This is a genomic window from Pseudoalteromonas sp. SG43-1 (assembly GCF_014164415.1).
GTDB lineage: Bacteria > Pseudomonadota > Gammaproteobacteria > Enterobacterales > Alteromonadaceae > Pseudoalteromonas > Pseudoalteromonas distincta.
In genome coordinates, this window is the sequence record NZ_JACJFD010000001.1 from 1 (window position 1) to 19022 (window position 19022).

At 38.9% G+C, this 19022-nt stretch carries 15 protein-coding genes; 8 read left to right on the forward strand and 7 right to left on the reverse strand.

Annotation, left to right across the window (positions count from 1 at the left end):
- Positions 1-391 precede the first annotated feature (391 nt).
- From H5159_RS00005 to H5159_RS00025, 5 genes are all read left to right on the forward strand, one after another.
- Entirely contained in the window at positions 392-1186 is a 795-nt protein-coding gene (locus tag H5159_RS00005) for a VOC family protein (RefSeq protein ID WP_182779464.1), read from the forward strand.
- Positions 1187-1274: 88 nt separating this feature from the next.
- Positions 1275-1640 (forward strand): hypothetical protein, encoded by a 366-nt coding sequence (locus H5159_RS00010; protein WP_002959878.1) that lies wholly within the window; start codon positions 1275-1277, stop codon positions 1638-1640.
- Complete coding sequence (locus H5159_RS00015) at positions 1637-3970, forward strand: fatty acid cis/trans isomerase (protein WP_182779465.1); 2334 nt, start codon at positions 1637-1639, stop codon at positions 3968-3970. The genes H5159_RS00010 and H5159_RS00015 overlap by 4 nt, the downstream gene beginning before the upstream one ends.
- A 132-nt stretch (positions 3971-4102) precedes the next feature.
- A complete protein-coding gene (locus H5159_RS00020) occupies positions 4103-5833 on the forward strand; it encodes a response regulator (protein ID WP_182779466.1) in 1731 nt (576 codons plus the stop codon).
- A 76-nt stretch (positions 5834-5909) separates the two neighbouring features.
- On the forward strand, positions 5910-7322 hold the full coding sequence (locus tag H5159_RS00025) for an ATP-binding cassette domain-containing protein (protein ID WP_182779467.1): 1413 nt from the start codon (positions 5910-5912) through the stop codon (positions 7320-7322).
- On the opposite strand, the gene H5159_RS00030 is transcribed toward H5159_RS00025, so the two are convergent.
- From H5159_RS00030 to H5159_RS00060, 7 genes are all read right to left on the reverse strand, one after another.
- The gene (locus H5159_RS00030; RefSeq protein ID WP_182779468.1) at positions 7312-7503 is read right to left on the reverse strand and encodes a hypothetical protein; all 192 of its coding nucleotides are present in this window, start codon (positions 7501-7503) and stop codon (positions 7312-7314) included. The genes H5159_RS00025 and H5159_RS00030 overlap by 11 nt on opposite strands.
- 68 nt (positions 7504-7571) lie before the next feature.
- Positions 7572-8450 carry a TraB/GumN family protein gene (locus H5159_RS00035; RefSeq protein ID WP_182779469.1) on the reverse strand — a complete coding sequence of 293 codons (879 nt, stop codon included), beginning with the start codon at positions 8448-8450 and terminating at the stop codon, positions 7572-7574.
- Positions 8451-8499: 49 nt separating this feature from the next.
- Positions 8500-9936, reverse strand: coding sequence for a HAMP domain-containing sensor histidine kinase (locus tag H5159_RS00040; RefSeq protein ID WP_182779470.1), 1437 nt, complete (start codon positions 9934-9936; stop codon positions 8500-8502).
- Complete coding sequence (locus H5159_RS00045) at positions 9917-10591, reverse strand: response regulator transcription factor (protein ID WP_007377292.1); 675 nt, start codon at positions 10589-10591, stop codon at positions 9917-9919. Before H5159_RS00045 ends, H5159_RS00040 begins: the two co-directional genes overlap by 20 nt.
- A gap of 63 nt (positions 10592-10654) precedes the next feature.
- Positions 10655-12601 (reverse strand): LTA synthase family protein, encoded by a 1947-nt coding sequence (locus H5159_RS00050; RefSeq protein ID WP_182779471.1) that lies wholly within the window; start codon positions 12599-12601, stop codon positions 10655-10657.
- Positions 12592-12963, reverse strand: coding sequence for a diacylglycerol kinase (locus tag H5159_RS00055; RefSeq protein WP_007582120.1), 372 nt, complete (start codon positions 12961-12963; stop codon positions 12592-12594). The genes H5159_RS00050 and H5159_RS00055 overlap by 10 nt, the downstream gene beginning before the upstream one ends.
- Entirely contained in the window at positions 12960-14630 is a 1671-nt protein-coding gene (locus H5159_RS00060) for a phosphoethanolamine transferase (RefSeq protein ID WP_182721026.1), read from the reverse strand. Before H5159_RS00060 ends, H5159_RS00055 begins: the two co-directional genes overlap by 4 nt.
- Positions 14631-15170: 540 nt before the next feature.
- Here H5159_RS00060 and ilvG point away from each other — a divergent pair.
- From ilvG to ilvD, 3 genes are all read left to right on the forward strand, one after another.
- A complete protein-coding gene (gene ilvG / locus H5159_RS00065) occupies positions 15171-16820 on the forward strand; it encodes an acetolactate synthase 2 catalytic subunit (protein ID WP_024605308.1) in 1650 nt (549 codons plus the stop codon).
- Positions 16817-17062 (forward strand): acetolactate synthase 2 small subunit, encoded by a 246-nt coding sequence (gene ilvM / locus H5159_RS00070; RefSeq protein ID WP_002959893.1) that lies wholly within the window; start codon positions 16817-16819, stop codon positions 17060-17062. The genes ilvG and ilvM overlap by 4 nt, the downstream gene beginning before the upstream one ends.
- A 103-nt stretch (positions 17063-17165) precedes the next feature.
- On the forward strand, positions 17166-19022 hold the full coding sequence (gene ilvD / locus H5159_RS00075; protein WP_024596945.1) for a dihydroxy-acid dehydratase: 1857 nt from the start codon (positions 17166-17168) through the stop codon (positions 19020-19022).

Below are 19022 nucleotides of genomic sequence, written 5' to 3' on the forward strand. Positions count from 1 at the left end.
GTGAAACGAAACAGCGCCGATGATAGTGTAGCATTTGCTATGTGAAAGTAGGACATTACCAGGCTTCAAATTGTAGAGAGCCCGACTAGAAATAGTCGGGCTTTTTTACGTCTGCAGAAAAGTGATTTAGGTATTCCTCTAAGCGAAGCGCTTCTTGGCGAATAATTTGTATCAATCAGCAATAATATTTAATCAATTTGAGGGATTAAATCTGACCCTAACTGCGTTAAAAACCTCAAATATGAAACAACTGGATAACGAATTTTTGTCCTTCTTTTATCGACTCCGCTTAGTTATTGCTCTAATCTCAATTTATGATCTGTTCAATTATGTAGTTTATAAAATGTGACAGAGTTCGTTTAGGTGAAATTAGAATAATAAGGGCTTAATCATGAGTAAAGTTGAAAACCATCCGCATGGTATTTTTTGTTGGTCAGAGCTTTGTACGCACAATTGGAAAGACGGTAAGGCGTTTTATACATCTTTATTTGATTGGGGGCATGACGATCAACCTATTGGAGAGAACATATACTACACCATGCTACAAAAGCAAGGTGATGATATCGCTGCAATGTACGAAATGCCTAAAGAGCAAATTAGTGCAGGTATCCCAAGTCATTGGTTGGCTTACATTGCCGTCGATAATGTTGATGATTGTGCGCTAAAAGCAAAAGAACTGGGTGCTGAAGTTATTGCCGGCCCTCATGATGTTATGAATGCAGGTCGCATGCTTATGCTAAAAGATCCAGTAGGCGCAACTGTTGCACTATGGCAGGGGAATGAGCATACAGGTTGTAAGCACTTAGGTGAATTAAATACGCCTTATTGGCATGAGTTAGCAACAAGAGATAGTAAAGTAAGTCGAGACTTTTACTGTGCTTTACTAGGCTGGGAAAGCGAAATAAAGCCTATGGAAGGGATGGACTACATTTTATTTTTAGTCGATGGACAACCAATTGCCGGTATGCTTGAAATGACAAGTGAATGGCCTGATGATACCCCTGCTCATTGGATGATTTATTTTGCAGTAGAGAGTTGCGATGTAATTGTTAGCAAAGCCGCTAGCTTAGGTGGACAAGTATGTGTTCCTGCAACAGATATCCCCGATGTTGGTCGTTTTAGTGTTATATGCGACCCTCAAGGTGCTGTATTTTCGGTGATCGAATCTGTTATGGATGACGTTTAAACACAGTTACATTAGCTTTAGCGTTAATTTGCTCGCTAGTTTGATATAATACTCGTCAATTAAATCGTCAGAAAGTGCAGAGAACGCAATGGAATTTGAACAAGATAGTAATTTAACCCTCCCTTTATTTCTATTAGATGAATCATTAAGTAATAGAGACTTAGAGCAGCCTGATTTTGAAATATCAATTGGACTTGATGATGAGTTACTTGCTCAAATTTGCCAGAACCCAAGTGAAGATAGCAGTGTCGCTATTACTGTTAGCGGTTATGAGTTGCTTATAACTAATCCACTGTACTTAGCTATATTAGATCAAGAGCACGATGCGCAGATAACATTAACGCATGGCCCTCTTTTAAGTATTGTTTTGAATACTGAAGGTCAGAATACATTCGTTTCTCCTCAAATGGATATGATGCCCACCTTTGATTTAGGTGATGAGGACGACGAATGAGAAAAATACTAATAAGTACGATAGTACTCATTATTTTAAGTGGTTGTGCATATTTGGGAAATGCTCACTACGATGATCTTTTTGGACCTGAACAAACACAAGAGAGAATGGTGCCTCATACAACAGGTGCTGGTGCTGATTTTTTACAAAATGTAAAACCTGTACTCGATACCCGCTGCGTAGTTTGTCATGGTTGTTACGATGCACCATGTCAACTGAAGCTCTCATCCCCTGAAGGTATTGACCGAGGTTTGAGTAAAGAGCTCGTTTACGATGGAACTCGTTTATTGGCAACAACCCCAAGCCGTTTATTATTTGATGCAACTAATACTCAGCAATGGCGAGAGAAAAACTTTACGCCAGTGCTAAATGAGCGCGTGCAAAGTGAAGAAGCTAACTTAGCGGGCAGTGTGTTATTTAATAGCTTAGTGTTAAAGCAAAGCCATGAATTGCCAGTAAATGAAGTGTTAGGTGATGAGTTTGACTTTTCGTTAGCGCGTTCGCAAACCTGCGCAACAATGGGTGAGTTCGATCGATTGGCAAGTGAACAACCTCATGGCGGCATGCCTTATGGTTTACCTGGTGTTTCGCGTGAAGAGTTTAATCACTTACAGAACTGGCTTAAAGGTGGTGGTAAAATGTCACATATTCAGCCACCAAGTAAATATGATCAGAATAAAATAGCGGGCTGGGAAGCATTTTTAAATCAAGATAGCTTAAAGTATCAGTTATCAGCACGGTATATTTATGAGCATTGGTTTTTAGCACATATTTATTTTACTTCAGAAAACCCACAAAGCTTTTTCAAATTAGTTCGCTCAAGTACGCCTCCTGGTGAGGAAATAAAGTTAATTAACACGCGCCGCCCATACGATGACCCTAAAGTTAGCCGTGTTTATTATCGTTTTATGCAAGAACGTACAACCATACTTTCTAAAACACATTTACCACTTGAGCTTAATGAAGCTAAATTACTGCGTTTATATGAGCAGTTTATTGCGCCAGATTATACTGTTACGAAAATGCCTAGTTATGAGGCTAAGGCAGCATCTAACCCTTTTAAAACTTTCGAAGTTATTCCAATTAATTCTAAGTATCAATTTATGCTTGATGAGGCAGAGTTAATTATTATGGGCTTTATAAAAGGGCCTGTTTGTCGTGGTCAGATTGCTTTAAATGTTATAAACGATCATTTTTGGGTGGCTTTTGCTGATCCTAATAAAGTAGCGACTCCGGCTGTAGGGGAAATGCTAATGCAACATGAAGAGGCATTAGAACTTCCTGCCGCTGAGGAAAGTAATGCCTTACCCATTTCTAGCTGGGTTAAATATTCAGTTCGCGAGAAAAAGTATTTACAGGCGAAAGTTGAGCTGGCTAACAAAATGTTCAAAGGTGGTGAGCACCTTACAACAGACTTACTTTGGAAAGGTGATGGGCATAATAAAAATGCGGCACTAACTATTTTCCGCCATTTTGATAGTGCAACTGTAGTTAAAGGTTTTATTGGTCAAGAGCCTAAAACCACCTGGATATTAGATTATGCTTTGTTTGAGCGTATTCACTATTTGCTTGTAGCAGGCTTTGATGTGTACGGAAATATAGGCCATCAATTAGTAACACGCCTATATATGGATTTTTTACGTTTAGAGGGAGAGCAAAACTTTTTAGCATTGTTACCTGAGGCTAAACGTAATCAAATTAAAAAGCAGTGGTATCGTAATTCACCACCTGACTTATCTAAGTTCTTTAAAAATAACCGAGAATTTAGTCAGCCAAGTGGTATTAACTATAAAACTGATGATCCACAGCATGAGCTATATACTTTGATGAAAGAAGCCTTAGCGCCAGTTTTAAGTGAAAGATACAACTACACTGAAGTACCAAAGCCGTTAAATGTAGTAAGTAATATGCCAGCAAAAGCGGTAAACTTGTTACCCCAGCTTTCTTTTGTACTTGTAAAGCAAAAAGATAATAGTCATAAGGGCTACACTATTATTCATCATAATGCGCACTACAATATATCTAGTTTACTAAACGAGGATGGTCAACGTGCTTATGATGAAGATACCGCGACTATTGTTCCTGGCTTTATCGGTGATTACCCAGCAGCTATTTGGTATTTAAATAACGAGCAGCAAGTAAATGCTTTTGCCGAGCAATTGCCTATGATGCAAATAGAAGCCGATTATGGTGCTTTGAAATCTAAGTTTGGTATTCGACGTACTCATCCACAGTTTTGGCAATACAGCGATATATTGCACGATACAGCTAAAAAGTATCGTGGGATAGAATATGGAATGTTCGATTATAATCGATTAGAGAATCGCTAATATAATTTTACTACAATGGCCCAGCTTGATGCTGGGCTTTTTTATTGGGTATTAATAATTCGCTTAATTATTTTGACTGATTCTTCGTTTTAAAAAATTAGTCTACACTTATATAAAAAAACTGGTATATACATGTTCAATATTATTAAAAGCGTGAGAACACGTTACCGATGGGCACTAATTGCAATAGCGCTATTAATAAGTGGCTCTGCTTTATTAATGCAGCATAGTTTTTCTGTTCAAAAGTTTGATGCAAAAATTATTAACATCGCTGGTAGCCAGCGCATGCTCTCACAGAAAATTGCTTGGCACAGTAATGCTATGCTTAACATCAGTAATTACTCGCCAGCTCATACTGAGTCACTTGAGAAGTCCCTCAATACATTTAAAAAGTCCCATCAAACATTATTAACTAAAAACTCTGATGACGAATACATTTACTTAAATCCAGCGTTAGTAGACTTATATTTTGGTGAAACGATAGGGTTAGATAAAGCGGTATTTGACTATATAGAACAAACAGAGCGGCTTTTGTATCAGCAAGGAGAGATAAACCACTCAGTATTTTCTATTAAGCATGTTGAAACGTTATTAACAAAGCTTGATAAGGCAGTGAGCTTATTTGAATCTCAAGCTGTTAAAAAAGTAAATTGGGTCGCCAACCTAGAGATACTATGCTGGTTATTGACAATGACATTATTACTTATTGAGTTAAGATTTGTTTTTATACCAATGGAAAAAGAGGTTTCAGACACGCTTTTAGAGCTACAAAAACAAAAAGATTTTGTTTATCAAACAAGTCAAAATAAAGAACATTTTATTGCCAGAGCTAGTCACGAATTCAGAACACCTTTGCAGGGACTTATTACGTCTATTGAGGAGCTAGAGGTTTCTGATAAACAGCAAAGCGTTAAAACCCAAGCTAACTATTGCGCGCTTAGGTTAATAGCCATATTAGATGAATTACAAGACTTGCAGGCTTTAAGTGCAGGTAAATGGGTACCGCATTTAAATGATGAAAACCTTTTAGAGTCGTGTAATAAAGTAGTAATAGCTTACAAGCATGCGTGTAAGCAAAAAGGCCTAAAACTAGTTAGCTCTTTAGATGAATCGTTAAATTGTGTATGTAAACTGGATCATCAACGTTTGCAGCACACACTTACAGAGTTAATTAGTAACGCTATTAAGTTTACACAAAAAGGTGAAATTACTGTTTCAGCTAAGCTTTTAAATGATGAATTTCATTTAACGGTGAGTGACACTGGCAGTGGCTTTTCGAAGAAGATTACCAGTCTTGAATTTGACTCATTTAAACAAACCAATCACTTTCAAGGGTTAAGAACTGGCCTAACCCGGGTTCAATACGTTGTAAAAGCACTGCATGGTGAAATTACTTTTACAAATAATAAAACTCATGGTGCTTTGGTGTCTTTGTATTTACCAGTGACTATAAGTAAAGCCCTCCCAACACCTCTTAAAGTAAACGACAAGCTAACGTGTTTAGTCGTTGAAGATAACCCATTAAACACTATGTTATTAACCCGCATACTTAGCTTATTAGGTTTAAGCTATGATTGCGCTGAAAATGGTAAAGTCGCGTGTGATATGGTGAGTGAAAATCAGTACGATATTGTTTTTATGGACCTAAACATGCCAGTAATGGATGGGTTTGAGGCGATTAAAAGAATACGTTCCGATCTTAATAAAGTAATGCCAATTATTGTTATAACAGCAAATACCTCACAAAATGATATAGAGCGAGTTTATGAATACGGAGCTAACCTCCATATTCATAAGCCAATAAGCCAGCAAGCAATTAAAGACGCATTAAATAGTATTAGCGTTGTTAGTGAAATAAATTAATTTTGCGGATAACAAGCTTGCTAAGCACTTTTAATATACGTTAACTTGCTGTTTTAAGGTTTATTAGGAAAAGTTAGTGCAGTCAATTACGCTTGAGCAATTTAATGGTTACTTACAAGGGCAAGGTAAAAGCCGTTACGATATATGCAACCTAGATTGGCAAGTAAACCTAGGAGAACATTGGTTACTTTTAGGTGCTAATGGAGCTGGTAAATCTGCACTGACAGCTGCGTTAATCGGTGAGGCTAAGTGCGAAAGTGGTAAGCGTATAAGTAGTATTAATAAGCTTATGCTCGTGTCTTCAGATTCGCATAAACAGTTACTAGCTCAAGAATTAGAGCATGATAAGCACACCCTCGTTAAAGACCTTGTTTTTACAGGGCATAGTAATAATGATGAGTTATTAGCGCAGCTAATAGAGTTATTTAAATTTAGCTCATTACTAAATAGGCATTTTAGAGACCTTTCAACGGGTGAAACTCGTAAACTCCTACTTATAAAAGGACTCAGCTCCCATAGTGAGTTAGTCGTGCTTGATGAGCCATTTCATGGACTCGACGTACAATCTTGCCAGCAGCTTAATAAAATACTCATAGAACTTAGCCAAATTATTACTTTTGTTTTTGTACTAAACCGCCTAGACGAAATCCCTTCATTCATTACTCACTATGGCTATGTAAACCAAGGTTGCTTGTTACATACTTTGGCAAAGCCAGGCAGTGAGCAATTGAGTGATTTACTAAAACTACTTCATTTAGAACATACCTCATTGGATGTGCCATCTCCGGATACTGAACAAGAGCAAAAGGCATTCACCGGTAATACCTTAGTTAAATTGAGTAATGCTAAAGTTAGTTACAGTGATGTAAGCATATTCAAAAATCTCAATTGGACTATAAAAAAGCATCAGCATTGGCAGCTTAGTGGAGCGAACGGTTCAGGCAAAACATGCCTATTAAATTTAATAACAGGTGATAACCCACAGTGTTATAGCAATGACATTGAAGTGTTCGGTTTTAAACGTGGAACAGGGGAGAGTATTTGGGATATAAAACAGCATATTGGTTTTATATCTAACGCGCTACATATGGATTACCGCGTAAGTATATCGGCTTTAAATACTGTTATTTCAGGATTTTACGACAGCATAGGTTTATATCAAAAACCGAGCGACGCACAAATTAATATTGCTCAACAGTGGCTGGCATTTATTGGTTTAAGTGATAAACAAAACACCTCATTCACCCAGCTTTCATACGGCGATCAACGTATGCTTTTAATTGTGCGAGCTATGGTAAAACATCCAACGTTACTTATTTTAGATGAACCCTGCTTAGGCTTAGATGAAGCAAACAGGCAACGTGTACTGCTATTAATAGAGAAGATTTGTGCTGCCAACACAAGTACTGTGATTTATGTAAATCATCATGCGGCAGACAAAATTAAAGGGATAGAGAGCTACTTAAAAATGGAAGACTTTAGGTGTTAGTTCGTTTTTTATATTTTTTATTAATGCTTTGTATTAAATAAATAACAATTTCAATTGCAATAAAAATAGAGGCAAGGATTAACCCACCACTTGGTTTAAAATGCCCCTCTTGGTAGTAATATATTCCATTGATAAAAAGCATCGTGAGAAAAAATAAAATCTCAAATTGAAAACGTTTCATAATTTACCTGAACATTATGAGCTTACTTAGCGAGTTTGTTTACGTAAGCTCTATTGGGGCCATTAATTCTAAAGACGAGTAACGCTAAAGCCTTTATCTCGAAGCTGTTTAAGTAACCCGTGTTTTTCAGGTAAATGCAAAGCGCCTACAGCAATAAATAGCTGCTCGTTTGCTAAGCGCGGTGTGAGTTGTTTAGCCCAATTATTATTGCGGTTAGTTAGCATTACTTGCTCGCTAATTTCACCGTAATTACTGTCATCAAAACTCATGTTGTAGTAATCGGTTAGTGTGTCCATGTCACCGCTTTTCCACGCATTAACTAACTTGATCAAGTAAGTATTAATATCGGCGAGTTGCTCAAAGGTTTCTTCAATCATTTCATTGCTTAATAGTGCCATACCATCAAACATTTGTAGTTGTTGCTCTAGGGTTTCAAGCTCGCCAATTTTAATATTATGCTCTTTAGCATAACTAAGCACTTGCTTATCTATGCCGGTTTTATCCGAATAACCTGCATTTTGAAATTCAATTTGCATCATAGTTACCATAACAGCCCAAGGCTTTAAGCCATTAAACATAGCAATATCAATCGACTTTTTAGCAAAGTAATCTTTTAACTTGGTATAATTTTGTTTTGAAAGCTCAGTTTGCAACGTTTTACCGTCACTTAGCATCATAAATGGCATTGAGCGCTGCTGCATCTCAAGGGGAGTAAGTTTGCTTATATCAACTTCAACAATCACTTCTTTGCTTGCACTAATTGCATCGGTTACATTTTTAGGTAAGCCTTTCATGCTGGCATCACCAACGTGTACAGTGCCAAACAAGTAAGAGCTGACGCCATTTTTTTCTATTTTATATAAAGCAGGAGCTGCATAGCTGTTAAGGCTAAATGTTATAAGTAATGCCACAATAAAAAAGTGGCTAACACGGATAAGAGCATTCATGGTTTGTCCTTAAAATCTCAAAATTAGTAGTGTAAATACTAACCTAAATTTACTTCAGAGGTAACGTTAATATAAACGTTAGCGTATTGCTTTCGGTATTACTGGCCGTAATAGTAAAGCCATTTAAGTTACATAAGCTCTGTACAATAGATAATCCTAAACCATGGCGCTGGTTATTAGTTCTAGATGAATCTAGCTGATAGAGCGGGTCAAAAATAGCAGTGAGCTGTTCACTACTTAGTGGTTTATTTACTTTGTTACTAACAGAGATGGTCATGTTTGTGCTGTTATTTACGGCAGTTAATTTAATTGGTGCCTCAGAGAGTCCATAAAATAGTGCGTTATCGATTAAGTTACATAAAATGGTATTTAAACTAAATTCGTCAGCATTAAGTGTAAACTCGTCAGTTATCTCATTATTTAAACGCGCTTTAATACTTAGGTGCTTAAAGGTCAGCTCATCAACAATTTGATTTACTAGGTTATTTAGAATGATATTTTGTGCATTTAATTGCATTGCACTGCTACTTGAGCGCTGCAACAGTAATAGGTTGCTAACAATCGTTTTCATACGCTGTGAAATATTAAGCACATCACTGGTATAGGTGTCGCTAATGCGTTTATCGTCAGGGTAGCGAATAGCCACCTCTGAGAGGCTTATTAGTTCAGCTATTGGGGTTTTAAGCTCGTGTGCAATGTCGCTTGTTAGGCGTTTTTCATTACTATAGAGTTGCTGATTAACGGTAATAAACTTATTTAGCTCGTTACGTATAGGTTCTATTTCTTCCACTTTAAAGTCGCTTTCTATTGTTTGCGCAACACCGGTAATATCGAGTAACTTAATTTGATCGTTTAAGTTGTGTAGTGGGTGCAGGCCTTTATTTACAATACGTGTCACTAAATAGCGCACACCAAACACACCAAGTACACAGGTTAAAATAAAGACCACATCAATAATAATCAGTACTTTATTAAGTTCGGCTGTCGGCGCTGCGATTGCAAGCGTCATGGTATTAAAAACAGCAGAGTGGGTGGGATTTCTATCATCTTTTTGGGCTACAAAGTGACTTATAAGTGCGCGGCCATCACGCCCGTTAGGAAGCTCGTAATCTATAATTTTAGATTCGTTAATCGGCATTTCTAAAAAAGGCAGGTTAGCATTTTCATAAAGCGCTAATGAGTCCGAGCGCTCAAACACATCACGGCCATGCCATAATTGGTAAAACTCCGTGGCATCGGCTGCTTCATACTCCGACATAAACTCACCAGCAAAATCAAATTCAACCACGTTGTTGTCATCTTCAACTAAGGTTTTTAAGTAGTTAGCTTTGTTAGTTAAAGACTGATTGAACTGATCTTCCACCCAAGTATCAACACTTAAATCAACGGTTAAAAATATGGTGAACAAAATAACCGAGATAACGGCGCTAATATTATTAACGAGTTTACGTTTTATTGAGTGATTTTTATTTTGTTGTTGCGACATAACCAAATCCACGTTTGTTTTTTATCGGGAGCTCGCCATCAAACTGTCTTACTTTTTTACGTATGGTTGAGATGTGTGCTTCAAGCGCATTCTTAGAGAGCATATCAAACTGACCTACCACCGCTTCACTTATAAGTTCAAGCCCCAATACTCGCTCTGGGGCGTTAAATAAGCATTCTATTATTTTGTATTCATTACGCGTGAGCTCAATGGCATGTTGCTTGTAATGAAGAGTTTTAAGGGAGAGATCTAATACGCAATCACCTACGGTAAGGGTATTTTGTTGATTTTGCAGTGAACCACGACGAAGTAATGCAAGGACACGAGCATGGAGTTCTTCAAACGAAAATGGCTTAGTTAAATAATCGTCAGCGCCTTTCATAAGGCCGTTAATTTTATCTTGAGGCTCACTTCGTGCCGATAAAATTAGCACACGGCTTTGGCTATTACTGCTGCGCAGTGCTTGTAAAATACTCATGCCATCAACGCTCGGTAGCATTAAATCAAGTACGAGGAGGTCGTAGTTTCCACTCAGTGCCATACTCAGCCCTTCTGAGCCATCACCAGTTTCATCTACGGTAAAACCAAGGTTGCTAAGGCCAACTTGCAAGCTGCGTCTTAGTGCTTCAGAGTCTTCAATAACGAGGATTTTCATGTTTACTCGGTTTATAAAAATAGCCTTGTTACTTTAACAAGGCTTTATTATCAAGTCACTTGGTTAATGATACCAACCATTTGTATAAGCTAGATTACCTAAGTTCGCGTGGGCTAGGGCTTTTTTAACTAGTTGCTCATCGTTTTCACATGGTACAAGCTGGTTATTGCTATACGTATAGGTGGTTGCTGGTTTTTGTGGTTGTAACACCACCACTTTATTATCGTGCATGTAGGCAAAGTTTTTGTCGTATTGCATCATTGCGCGTTGTTTGTTGTCGCTAATTTTTTTTGATAAATCATGACCTATCATTGGGTGCTTACCACTTGCGCCAATTAAAGACAGTAGAGTAACAGGAATATCGAGCTGACTGGCTAGTTGGCTATCTCGTTTATGGGTAATACCTTTTCCAAAAATAACGGCCGGAATTTTAAAGTGATCAACCGGTACTAAATTTGAACCCGATACGCGCGAGTCGTGATCGGCAATAACTATAAATACAGTATTATCCCAGTAGCTCGATTTTTTAGCTTTTTCGATAAAGGTGCCTAGTGCGTAATCGGCATACTTGGCAGCATTATTACGGGTTTGTTTTTGTTTATCGTACAGCGTTATTTTATCGTCAGGAAAGTCATACGGGCTATGATTAGAGCTTGAAAATATAAGGCTAAAAAATGGTTTGTTTTGATTTTTAAGCTTAGTAAGTTCTATATCGGCTTGGTCGTACAAGTCTTCGTCTGATGCGCCCCACGAGCCATTAAAGTCTATTTTTTTAAAGTTATTTGTATCTACGATACTTTTAAAACCGTTGCCTAAAAAGAAGCTGCGCATGTTATCAAAATGGCTTTCGCCACCATAAATGAACTGCGTGTTGTAATTTTGCTTCGCTAAAAAATCAGCAATGGTAAAAAAGTCGCGTTGTGATTTATCAAGCTTAACAACTGCACGCGAAGGCGTTGGTGTAAACCCTGTAATTACTGCCTCAATTCCACGTACTGAACGAGTGCCCGTGGCGTATAAATTATCAAACCCCCAGCCTTGTTTATAAAGGGCGTCTATATTAGGTGTAAGCGGTAAACCGCCAAGCGTGCCTACATAACGAGCACCTAAACTTTCTTGTAAAATAATGACTAAATTTTTGGGTTTACCTGTATTACTTGCGCCATGAAACGTTTTTGTAGGGGCGGTTACATCACTAAATGTGCCTTGCGTATTTTGCATGTTACTACGCACAATACTAAGTAATTCATCGGTGGGCATTTTACCGTAATAGTCTTGGCTCGATTGCTCATTAGAAAGTTGCTTAACTGCAAACGCGACGCTATAAAGTGAGTTAAGGGTTAAGTCGTTAAGTAAGTGATCAGTAGAAAACGAGACCATGGCGGGGTTAAGTGGTCTGTGTCCTAATGAGTTGCGGGCGCCAAAAATAGTTAAGCATACTAAAATAAGCGCTAAAATTGATTGATTTAAACCTGTTAGTGATGACTTGCTTTGCCATTGATTGCTAAATATTTTACTTGCAAATTTACAGCTTAAAATAAGTGCTATAACAGCAATAAATACTTCTAACTTATAGCCTGAAAAAATCATTTTTGAGACTTCTTTAGGATAAATTAAATATTCTATAAATAAGCGGTTTGGGCGTAAATCGTACTCGTTTATAAACGTAGGCGTAATCACTTCAAAAAAAACAAGTAAAGCAGACATCGTCACTAAATAAATTTTAATGAGGCCGCGTACTTTATTTTGCCACCCTACGCTTTGCATCAGTAAAGTAAGTAGTAATGCGGGCATAATAATGTAGCTTAGAGTGGCTATATCAACTCTTAAACCACCTATAAATATAGATAACCACGCATGCGATCCAAATACACGCTCCCCTTGCCATACACTTAATCCAAAGCGAGCAAGTGTTAAAAAGCTAAGTGCCAAAACAGCAAATACAACAAAAGTCCATACAGGGCCAAGTGCATTTTGTATTTTAGGTATAAAAGTTAGCTTTATGCCCATAACACAGCCCACCAAATAAGTGCGGCAATTAGCATAGCTATAAACACGCTTGCAGAGGCTATATCTTTAGCTAGCCCCGAAAGCTCATGGTATTCACTGCCAATTCTATCAACTACAACCTCAACTGCCGTATTTACCAGCTCAGCAAACAATACAAAAAGCAGGCTAGCTATAAGCAGTAATTTATCCCTTAGTGCAATTTCTTGTAGCCACACAAACACACCGAGTAATGAAAACAGTGCTAGCTCTTGTTGAAACGCCGCTTCAAATCGACTCATCCATTTTAAGCCGTTAAAAGAATGGCTTAAGGTAAAAATAAGGCGCATTAAGCCTTGGCGTTTTATAACGGTTTTATTACTCATAGTTTTATTTCGCTTGGTGTTGTTTGGCAGTTAGCAAGTAAATCAAGTGATGCCTGATACGTTTTGCTTTTAATGCCAATTAAATTTAAAAGGGTGTGAAAAATATTGTTGTGTGAGCGTGCAGCGCGGGTGTCTAAATTAGCTAAACAGGTATTAGTAATGCGCTGATTATGCTCATCAGCCCACATATAAAGAGGAACGTGCGTTTGTGTGCTAGGTGCAAAGCTATACGGAAAACCATGTAAATAAGCACCGGCTTCGCCAAGTGATTCACCATGATCAGAGACATATAAAAACTGCTTATCTATGTTGTTTGGCAGCGCTTTTAATTGCTCAATTACCTGGGCGTTAACAAAGTCGCTGTACGCAATTGTGTTGTCGTAGGTATTAACTAATTCATCGAGTGAGCAGTTTTGAATGTCGCTTCTGTCGCACGTGGGCGTAAATTGCTTAAATTTTTCTGGGTAGCGTTTAAAGTAGGTTGGTCCGTGTGAGCCCATCATGTGTAGGACGATAACGGTATTAGCTTGGTTTAAATTAGCGAGTTTGCGCTTGAGTGGAGCAAGCAGTGCTTCATCAAAACAATATTTTCCATCGCAAAGCGCTGATGGGGTGGTTGGGATATCAATGTTAACAACACGGGTGCATACGTTTTTACAGCCGCTGTTGTTATCAACCCACAGTACGTCGCTGCCAGCTTGTTGTGCTAAGTCAACCAGGTTTTGTTGGTTGTCGGCTGCTAATCGATCAAAGTTATCTTGTGTTTGCAGTGAAAACATACACGGCACAGACACTGCAGTAGCGGTGCCACAAGACGCCACATTATTAAAATACGTCACATTATACTTTTGTGTATAAGGATTGGTGTTGCGCTTATAACCTTGATAAGAAAAGTTTTCTGCTCGTGCGGTTTCGCCAACAACCATAACTGTTACGCTGGTGGTGTTAGGCGCAATTAAGGTAGGTGTTGCATCTATATCTTTAAATTCTATATTGGTATACAGCAGCTGATCGCGCATATATTTATAACCGCTAGAGAGATACTGAAATGGGATGAGTTCTTTTTTCAAAATGCGGTTATTGCGGCCAGTGGCTGCGTAGTCGGCGTAAAAGTTTACGACCACTAAAGCAATTAATGAGCAGCACGCTACAATAAGTTTTATACGACTAATCGCTTCTTCGTGAGGACGGGTAAAGTGTATTTTTACTTTGCTTAATATAAAAACAGGTAGCGCACAAAACAGTAGTAGAAAGCCTATGAGCTGCGGATTTAAATAGCTCAGTGCTTCGCTTGAATCAGTTTCGAACGTGTTTTGAATCATTGAATAGTCAAACACGACGCCGTAATTTAATGAGCCGTAAAGTACGGCACTCGAAATTATCAGTAAAAGGTAGTTAATTGGTTTTAGTAACCACCTAACCGACACTATTGAAAAGAAAATAATTAAAAGGCATAACAAAAGCAGTGGCACTGAAAGTAAAAATAGCCATGAAAAAGATGCAAGGGAGGTGATGGCGTTAAACGAACCTTGAATAAAAGGAATGTTTATAACTAAACAGTAATAACAGGCAATCATCACTACAAAGGCATTTGCACTACAGTGAATGTAAAACCGCTTACTACGATTTGGCTTTTTTTGTGCTGGTGTTTGGCTAGTTATGTTCATATTTAGGCTCGTTTAAAATAACAACGCCATGCTATGCAACAACACTTAAGAGTCGCTTAAGAGAACCTACGCATTACCTGAAGGTGATAAATAATTTTATTTATAAAAATATTCTCAAAAATTAATCAAACCTTAAATAAGGGATATAAGAATAGTGAATTTCTGAGATTAAAATTAGAGCATAAAAAAACCACTACCAGCTTGTATAATGAATTTTAAAACCTGATAAATTGCATTTTAGTCTTTTTGTTAGATTAACTTTGGTGTTGACTTAAAGGGCCTAGCGCGGTACTAATATAAAAAGAGAGCGAAGGAATAACCTTCGCGATAATTGAACAAAATTTGGTATTAATTACATGCTTACAAACGCACTTAACCTAGTCCTGATTATTATCGTGGTGATTATTCCCGCGAGGGCTTCGTAGTGCTTTAAAAACTTAAGCATTAAAAAAGCCCTCCGCACTTAACCGTTCGGAGGGCTTTTTAGTTTTAAGGGTAAAATTTGTAATTGGGTTGTCACTGAGGAATGAGGGTTTATTAATGACAGGCGCAGAACTAACAATCGACTTATTGGCCAAACACGGCGTAAATGAAGTATTTGGCTACCCAGGCGGAGCTATTATGCCAATTTACGATGCGCTGTATGGCGCGCCAGTCAAACACTACCTAACTCGCCATGAGCAAGGTGCAGGGTTTGCAGCAGTTGGTTATGCTCGCAGCACACGTAAATTAGGCGTATGTTTTGCAACATCTGGCCCAGGTGCAACTAATTTAATAACCGCTCTTGCTGATGCGATGATGGACTCAGTGCCATTATTGGCGATCACCGGCCAAGTGCCTACTGCAGCGATTGGTTCAGATGCGTTTCAAGAAATAGATGTACTAGGTATGTCGCTTTCGTGTACTAAGCACAGCTACATGGTAGAACGAGCTGAAGACTTAGCAGAGATATTACAAGAAGCAATTCATTTAGCGCAAAGCGGCCGCCCAGGTCCTGTACTTGTCGATATCCCAAAAGATATTCAAATGGCTCAAGTCCCTTTTAAACCTTGGCTAGCAGCTGATGAATACTTACCAGAGTTAGATTTAAAGCAAGTTGCTATTGCTAATCAATTGTTGAGTGAGGCTAAACAGCCTGTAGCGTATGTTGGTGGTGGTGTACAAGCCGCTGATGCGCAAGACGAACTAATGCAATTTTTAAATAAAACTCAGATGCCAGCTGTATCAACACTTAAAGCGCTGGGCAGTGTATTACCAGATTACGAACATTACTTAGGTATGTTGGGTATGCATGGTGGTCAAGCTGCTAATATCGCAGTGCAAGAATGTGATGTACTTGTATGTATAGGGGCACGCTTTGATGACCGCGTAACAGGCAACTTAGCTAAATTTGCAGCTAAAGCTAAAGTAATCCATTTAGATATAGATGCTGCTGAAGTTGGTAAGCGAAAACCTGCTAAAGCTTCATTAATTGCCGATTTAAAAACGTCGTTACCCGCACTTGAGTGCTTTGTAACACCTAAAGCTTGGTGTGACACAAATAAAGAAATAAATATTAAGCATGCGTGGCGTTACGACTACCCAGGTGAGAAGGTTTTTGCACCGTACTTATTAAACCAACTAAGCCAACGCATGCCAAAAACAGGGGTTGTGTGCTGCGATGTTGGTCAGCACCAAATGTGGGTAGCACAACACATGAAGTTTACTCATCCGAGTAATCATTTAAGCAGTGGTGGTGCAGGCACAATGGGCTTTGGTCTACCTGCGGCTATTGGTGCACAAGTAGCACGCCCTGATGACTTTGTTATCACTGTATCGGGTGATGGTTCTATAATGATGAATATTCAAGAGCTGGCCACTATTCGTCGTAACAATTTACCTGTAAAAATATTAATTTTAGATAACCAGCGTTTAGGGATGGTTCGCCAATGGCAAGAACTATTTTTTGAAGGGCGTTATTCTGAAACTAACCTGTCGGATAACCCAGACTTTGTGCAATTAGCTGCTGTATTTGGTATCCCAGGGCAAACAATTACTCACGCTAACCAAGTTGATGATGCGATAACTGCATTAGTTAACAGTAAAGGTCCGTACATAGTACATGCCTGTATTGATGATAAAGAAAATGTTTGGCCGCTTGTACCACCTGGGGCTGCTAACGACGAAATGATGACGGAGAAAGCAAAATGAAACATAGCCTAACTATTGCATTAAAAAGTCAAAGTATAGCGGTAGAGCGATTTTTACGAGTGGTGCGTCATCGTGGTTTTGACCTTACGCATTTTCAGCTCAATATGGACGATGGTTTTTATAATGTAGACATGACGGTAGATAGTGATAAACCAATTCACCTTTTAACCAGCCAGTTAAATAAGCTGGTGGATGTCAAAGAAGTCACTTTACAAAATTTACAGCAACAACAGGCTGTGTAATTACGAACTGAAAAACAATTTACGAGTAACTGAATCACTCGGTTACTCACCAATTTTAGAATGAGGAATGCCCGCTTATTTTGCGGCAAAAACTGAGGTAACTATGGCTAAATTAAGAAGTGCAACAACAACTGAAGGGCGTAAACGCGCAGGCGCTCGTGCATTATGGCGCGCAACAGGTATGACCGACACCGATTTTGGTAAGCCGATTATTGCCGTAGTTAACTCGTTTACACAATTTGTACCAGGGCATGTTCACCTTAATCAGCTAAGTGAACTTATGGCTGAAACCATTACACAAGCCGGTGGCGTCCCTAAAGAATTTAATACTATTGCGATTGATGATGGTATTGCAATGGGTCACGGCGGCATGCTTTATTCGCTGCCTTCACGCGACTTAATTGCTGACTCGGTTGAGTATATGGTAAATGGTCATTGTGCTGATGCGATGATTTGTATTTCAAACTGCGACAAAATTACTCCAGGAATGATGCTTGCAGCACTACGCTTAAATATTCCGGTAATATTTGTATCAGGCGGTCCAATGGAAGCAGGTAAAACTAAGCTTGCTAACATCGATATTAAACTTGATTTAGTAGATGCCATGGTTAAAGGCGCTGATGAATCGGTAAGTGATGCAGATTCAGAGCAAGTAGAGCGCTCTGCGTGTCCAACATGTGGCTCGTGTTCAGGCATGTTTACTGCAAACTCAATGAACTGTCTGCTAGAAGCGATTGGTTTAGCATTGCCAGGTAACGGTACGACGCTTGCGACTCATAAAGACCGTAAACAACTTTATGTTGAAGCGGGGGCTCGTATTGTTGATTTATGTCGTGAGTATTATCAAAAAGATAATCAAGATGTATTGCCACGTGCTATTGCTAACAAAACAGCCTTTATGAATGCAATGGTTGTTGATATTGCAATGGGTGGCTCGTCAAATACGGTATTGCATTTACTTGCTGCAGCGCAAGAAGCGGGCGTTGATTTTGATATGTCGCACATTGATGCGCTCTCTCGTAAAACACCATTTTTATGTAAAGTTGCACCAGCGACACCTGAATATCACATTGAAGATGTGCACCGCGCAGGCGGCATGATGGCAATCGTACGTGAACTTGGCAAAGCAGGCTTAGTTGATATGTCAGTTAATCATGTTGCAGGGTCAACTATGGCTGAGCTCGTTAAAAAATGGGATGCAACAGATCCTACTAACGAAGCAGCGCGCAAATTTTACCGTGCTGGCCCTGCGGGCATTCGTACCACTAAAGCAATGAGCCAAGAGTGTCGTTGGGACGAGGGCGATAATGACCGTGTTAATGGGTGTATCCGAAGTGTCGAACACGCTTTTCGCCAAGACGGTGGCTTAGCTGTACTTTCGGGTAATTTAGCAGTTGATGGCTGTATTGTTAAAAGCGCTGGCGTTGTTGATGAAATGCTACATTTTGAAGGTACTGCAGTCGTGTACGAGTCACAAGATGATTCTGTAGAAGGTATTTTAAACGATGAAGTAAAAGCCGGTGATATCGTGGTTATTCGTTACGAAGGCCCTAGAGGAGGCCCTGGTATGCAAGAAATGCTATACCCAACTAGCTACTTGAAATCAAAAGGCCTAGCTGAAAAATGTGCACTTATTACTGATGGTCGCTTTTCGGGTGGTACTTCGGGTTTATCAATTGGTCATGTGTCGCCAGAGGCGGCAAGTGGTGGTGCAATTGCTTATGTTGAAAATGGCGACAAAATCATTATTGATATCGCAACACGTGAAATCACATTAGCGTTAAGTGATGAAGAGCTTGAAGCACGTAAACAAAAACAATTAGCACGCGGAAAACTGGCGTACAAACCAGTTGATCGTGAGCGCTATGTATCGTCTGCTTTAAAGGCTTATGCATTACTTGCAACAAGTGCTGATAAAGGCGCAGTGCGTGACTTAGCTAAATTGGAGGCGCTTAGTTAA